This is a genomic window from Pseudomonadota bacterium (assembly GCA_010028905.1).
Lineage (GTDB): Bacteria > Vulcanimicrobiota > Xenobia > RGZZ01 > RGZZ01 > RGZZ01.
This window is the reverse complement of record RGZZ01000375.1, coordinates 1-4,966: the sequence shown is the minus strand read 5'-3', so window position 1 is coordinate 4,966 and position 4,966 is coordinate 1. Positions and strand designations below refer to the sequence as shown.

Sequence of the window (4,966 nt, the reverse complement as noted above, 5' to 3'; positions counted from 1 at the left end):
GCGGTCCGCGAAAGCGCGAGGGAGACATGCGCTCGCCCGCCGGGGTGTTCCACCTCACGGGCGCATTCGGATTCGCGCCCTCCGGCGCGCTGCCGCTGCGCATCCCGTACCTGCAGATCACCGAGCCCTGCGAGTGCGTTGACGACGCTGCATCGACCCACTACAACACGGTGGTCGACCGCACGCGCGTTCGTCGCGACTGGCAGAGCGCCGAGGTCATGCGCCGCGTCGGCCTCTATCGCTGGGGGGCCTTTGTGGGGCACAACATCGATCCTGTGCAGCCAGGCGCGGGCTCGTGCATCTTCATGCACATCTGGAGCGGGCCAGACGCAGGGACGGCGGGGTGCACGGCCCTCGAGGAGGCCCATCTCGTGGAGATGCTGAAGTGGCTGCGGGAAGAGGACCAGCCGATGCTGGTTCAGATGCCCGCCGCGGTCCATGCGCGTATGCGTGGGGCCTGGCGGTTGCCCTGACCCGGTTTCGGGGCAGGATCGTCTTGCTGTGGAACAGAGGTGGTACATGATCGTTCACTCGGACTGTCCGGTCTGCAAGGGAGGAGGGCGTGTCGGATTTCGCGTCGCCTCCGACAAGGAGACGCTCGTGCTGCTGTGCGATGAGTGCGCGCTCGTGTGGTCGCGGCCCGATCAGGTCGACGAGGCCCACGCCCTCGATCTCCTGCGTCCCGAGCTCGCCCGCCGCCTTCCTGGGCTGTCGCTCGTCGATTCGCGCTGGGCGTCGATGGACGAGGTGCTCGCCTATGGCTGGGGCGGATTCATCTCTTCGATGACCACCGGTGCTGATGAATCTGGAGAGGCGGCGACGGAATAGACCCGCGCACACGTGCGACGATACGCGCATCACCTCCAGGAGGAGCGTCATGCATCGTCTCGTCGTCGTCTCCATGCTGCTGGCCTTGCTCGCATTCACGGTTGCGTCAGCCCCCGCGGGCGGGGCGCCTCTGCCGAGCGATTCCTCGGTCATCGAAGCCACCGCCAACATGGTGTCTGATCCCAGCGCCACGCGCGAGGCTCAGGCCCACGGTCTCCAGATCCTGAATCTCACCTGGGAAGACACCGGTCGCTACAAGGGCTCTTGCGTCGGCCCCAACATCAGCGACATGACCATCCAGGTGCAGGATCGCAATCCCAGGACCGATCAGTACCGCCTCACCTGCATGCCCGTTGTGCGCTTCCCCAACTTCAGTGATCGCACCGCGGACATCTCGCTCGATCAGTTCCACCTCCTGGTGGGCAATGAGAAGCGTGGCGCCGGTTCTGGACGTTCCCTGCACAGGGTCAGCCTGCGTGAGTACCTGGGTCACATCCGTGAGCATCTCACCGTGCCTTCGTCGTGGAAGGGAACCCGAACGTCGCTGCTCGCGCCGCGCGATACGCACGCGCTGGTGAGCGCCCAGGCTTGCTTCCTCCCCATTCCGAAGAAGGGGGAGGCGACCTTCAACGCGGTGCTCTTCAACTACCAGTCGTACGAGAAGAATCCCGCGGTCCTCACCATTCTCGCCACGCGCGAGGGAACGAGCGCCACCATCATCGACAACACGCGCGATGCCTTTGAGGCGGGTCGCACGTGGGGTCAGCGGCTCTTCTTCAATCAGGGCGGAGAGCGGGCCAGCCTCACGGGCCAGCGTCTCTCAGACGTCAAGCCCTCTTCTGTGCGAAACGGCCATCACGTTGCGCACGCCGCGGGCGAGGAAGGGATGAACCTGGTGATGCTCATCCAGGTGCCGCTCAAGGTCGCGCGCCGTCAGCGAGCGCTCTTTGCTGCGCCTTGCGCCTCTGCTTGCGAAGGCGCTGCCGTGCCTTCGATGGAACGCCGGTCAGACGTGGAGAATGCAGTCATCGGACACGGCAAGGTCGAGGGTCCGTTCACCGAGATCGACAATCTCGCCGTCGAACGCGATCCTGACTTCCCCATCCGGGTGACGGTGCAGTTCTACAAGGCCACATCGAACGGCATCGCCAGCGCAGACGATATGAAGGCCATCGCAGATCAGATCGCGCGGGTCTATGACAAGGCTGACTACGTGGGCAGCCTCGTCGTTGGCCCTGAGACGAGAAGGCCCACCGAGTACCGCGGCGAGAAGCACGAGCCGGCCGACTGGTGGCAGACCTTCTGGCATCAGTACGAAGCGAGCACCGGACAGCCGCGCGAAGAAGCCATCAAGATGCTGCGCAACCTGCTGGGCCCGACGTGGCAGCAGCTGCCGCGGGAACAGGTGCAGGAGGCCTTGCACCGTTCGCGCCGATCGTGAGCGTTCGCCTGTTCGTAGGCTTGGAGGTCGGCGGCGCTCAGCGCCCCGGCTTCCACAGATCAGCGCAAGCGTCGACGATGCGGGGGATGGTGTCGTTGCGGGGGGCTCCCTTGCGAACCTTTCGATGGGCCACCATCCAGGGGGACCACTGCTGAGAGCAGAGGTCATAGGTCGCGTCTTCATAGACGGCCACCACCGGGGTGCGCATGGCCGCGGCCACATGCACTGCGCCCGTGTCGCCGGAGAGGGCGATGCGAGCGCCGCCGAGGAGGCCGGCCCACTGGCTGAACGAGAGGTTGCCGCGCACATGGACGTCGTCCGGAAGCGAGGCCGTCGCGAGCTCACGGCCCGCGTCCGCCTCGCCTGGGCCGAACACCACCACGATTCTGGCGTCGGTGATGGTGGCGCGCAGCGACTTCAGAAGATCGGTGAAGTGCTCGAGGCTCCACGGTGGTCGCAGCCAGGCCTGTGACAGCTGCACGGCAAGCCAGGCGCTGTCCCGGCGCGAGGCCGCGTTCCAGTCTGCGCCATCGGTCAGGGCGGCGAGCTCGACTCCAAGATCAGCCCAGATCGCGCGCGCCTGGGCCGGTTCCGGATACACGCGCAAAGGCACGGGTTCAGCCGAGAACCCGAGAGCGCGCGCGAACCAGAGGGTCTGATCGACTTCGTGCGGCACCGTGAGACCCTTCTCGATGAGGGCGTCGATGTGGAACACGGCGCGATGTGTGAGCAGCATGCCGGAGAGGGCGCGAGGAACCCATCGGCGCGAGTAGATGTAGCCTGCTCGATTGCGGGCGCGAACGGTGCGCGCGATGGCGTACGAGTTCATGGTAGGGGAGAGGGCGATGCAGAGATCGTAGCCTTCATCGCGCAGCCCGCGTATGACGGCGTCACGACCTTGGGCGCGGTCATTGCGATCGATGACCGTGATCTGGTCGACGGATGGGTTTCGCTCGAGCACCTGACGCAGGTAGGGTGTCACCAGTGCGGTGATCCGGGAGCGCGGGAGGTTGCGGCGCACGGTCTCGAAGAAGGGAGTGGAGAGCACGAGATCGCCCACATGGTCTGTTCGCACGATGAGCACCTTGCGCGTCGTGCCTACGTCGAGGGGCGATTCCACGCGCACGTCCATCCAGGGCGGAAACCCGGCGCCGCGCGGGGGAACGGCGAGGCCGCTCTCGCCGAAGCTCATGCGCCAGGCGCCGAGGCGCGGCCCTGGGGAGGGGGCGGTTGCAGGGAGCGCATCCCTTCCCGAACTCCGTTCAGGTAGTGAAACTGCAGAACCAGCTCAGAGCAGATCTTCGAATCGGCGCTCTTGCGCTCGAGCGCAGCCACCATGCGCCGGTTCACCGACAAGAGCCGGTGCATGCCGAGCGAGACGGGGTTCCACCCGAGCAGCAGCTTGATGCGCGCGTCTTGATGCTTCTGGTAGAAGCGAACAGTGGAGAGCCCCGCCAGCTTCATCTTCTCGCACTTCTCCGGAAACGAGACCGGATGCCAGTGGTAGTTCACGGCTCGCGGGTTGTAGCGAATGGTGACCCCGTGCTGGCGCAGGCGGTATCCGAGCTCGAGGTCTTCGTGACCATAGCCGGTGAACGCTTCATCGAACCCGCCCACGTCGATGAGGGTCTGGCGGGGAACGGACGCGTTTCCCGTGAGGAAGTAGAGCCACGACAGGGTCTTGCGGGTGTCCGGATGCAGGGTGCGGCCTGCTGCGGGCTGTGCCTTGACGGTCTCGTACTCGTCGAGGGTATCGACCTGGACCTCGCGTCCGACCACGGCACAGGGGCCCTCCGCGTGGATGCGTGCGTGCTCGACCAGGAGTCGGGGGTCGGCAATGATGTCGGCGTCGGTGAAGAGCACGAAGTGGCCGCGGGCCTCACGGATTCCCGCATTGCGCGCGCCGGCCCGTCCGCGGTTCGGGCCGCTGAAGAGACGCAGCCGATCCGGATTGTCGAGCGTTGCGCGCAGCCGTTCGACCAGCTCGGCCGTGCCGTCGGTGGAGCCGCTGTCGCACAGCAGCACCTCGTACCCGTCGGGAGCAAAGTCGAGGGACAGCAGAGCGGGCAGCACCACCTCGAGCGTCTCACGACGGTTCCAGGTCGGCACGACGATGCTGAACTGCGGTGCGGTACTCATTCGTCCATCATCTTTCGCGACCCCGCGACGATCTCTTGCACGATCGACATGCCGTCATCAGACGGAACCCGTGGATCTCGGAGCACCACGGCGTGCGGAACCATCCAGGGCTTCCAGCGGGCCACGCAGCGATCGGCGCCCGCCCGCGGGAACACGTCGATCACCGGCAGCTTGAGCGCCGCGCCTACATGCACGGCGCCGGTGTCCATCGAGACCAGGTGGCGACATCTCGCGAGGGTCTGTGTCCACTGGGCGAACGAGACGTCGAGCACGGTCTCGATGCCGCGGTGACGGGGCAGCCGCGCGCAGAACGCCTTCGCCCACGCGCCTTCGAGCGCGCCCGCCGTGAGCACGAGCGGATGCGCATCGGCCAGCTGATCGACCAGTGCCGACAGCCACGACTCGTCGTAGCCGTCCTGCAGCCACTTGGCCGAGAGATGCAACGCGACCGGCCCCTCACCCGGACCAGGGCTGGCAGGCAGCCACAGGGGGCCGGGTGCATCGCTCACCCCCAGCGGTTCGAGCAGGCGCATGTGCCGCTCTGCCTCGTGCGCGTCG

The 4,966-nt window shown here is 66.4% G+C and carries 5 protein-coding genes and 1 pseudogene; 3 read left to right on the top strand and 3 right to left on the bottom strand.

Annotated features, from left to right (window positions below):
• Window positions 1-26 precede the first annotated feature (26 nt).
• The 3 genes and pseudogenes from EB084_19410 (at window position 27) to EB084_19400 (ending at window position 2,203) form a co-directional block, all read left to right on the top strand.
• Complete coding sequence (locus EB084_19410) at window positions 27-473, top strand: hypothetical protein (GenBank protein NDD30431.1); 447 nt, start codon at window positions 27-29, stop codon at window positions 471-473.
• 46 nt (window positions 474-519) lie between these two features.
• The gene (locus EB084_19405; protein NDD30430.1) at window positions 520-828 is read left to right on the top strand and encodes a hypothetical protein; all 309 of its coding nucleotides are present in this window, start codon (window positions 520-522) and stop codon (window positions 826-828) included.
• Between the two features lie 49 nt (window positions 829-877).
• Window positions 878-2,203 (top strand): annotated as a pseudogene (locus tag EB084_19400) (hypothetical protein).
• 103 nt (window positions 2,204-2,306) lie between these two features.
• On the opposite strand, the gene EB084_19395 reads toward EB084_19400, so the two are convergent.
• The 3 genes from EB084_19395 to EB084_19385 all read right to left on the bottom strand — a co-directional run.
• Complete coding sequence (locus tag EB084_19395) at window positions 2,307-3,461, bottom strand: lipopolysaccharide heptosyltransferase family protein (GenBank protein NDD30429.1); 1,155 nt, start codon at window positions 3,459-3,461, stop codon at window positions 2,307-2,309.
• On the bottom strand, window positions 3,458-4,408 hold the full coding sequence (locus tag EB084_19390; GenBank protein ID NDD30428.1) for a glycosyltransferase: 951 nt from the start codon (window positions 4,406-4,408) through the stop codon (window positions 3,458-3,460). Before EB084_19390 ends, EB084_19395 begins: the two co-directional genes overlap by 4 nt.
• Window positions 4,405-4,966 (bottom strand): hypothetical protein (locus EB084_19385; protein ID NDD30427.1); only part of this gene is annotated, 562 nt, incomplete at its 5' end. The genes EB084_19385 and EB084_19390, both read right to left, overlap by 4 nt.

What these genes read in the sequence shown, in the direction of transcription:
- EB084_19410 (NDD30431.1), top strand. Translation starts at nt 27, where the DNA reads ATGCGCTCGCCCGCCGGGGTGTTCCACCTCACGGGCGCATTCGGATTC.
- EB084_19405 (NDD30430.1), top strand. Translation starts at nt 520, where the DNA reads ATGATCGTTCACTCGGACTGTCCGGTCTGCAAGGGAGGAGGGCGTGTC.
- EB084_19395 (NDD30429.1), bottom strand. Translation starts at nt 3,461, where the DNA reads ATGAGCTTCGGCGAGAGCGGCCTCGCCGTTCCCCCGCGCGGCGCCGGG.
- EB084_19390 (NDD30428.1), bottom strand. Translation starts at nt 4,408, where the DNA reads ATGAGTACCGCACCGCAGTTCAGCATCGTCGTGCCGACCTGGAACCGT.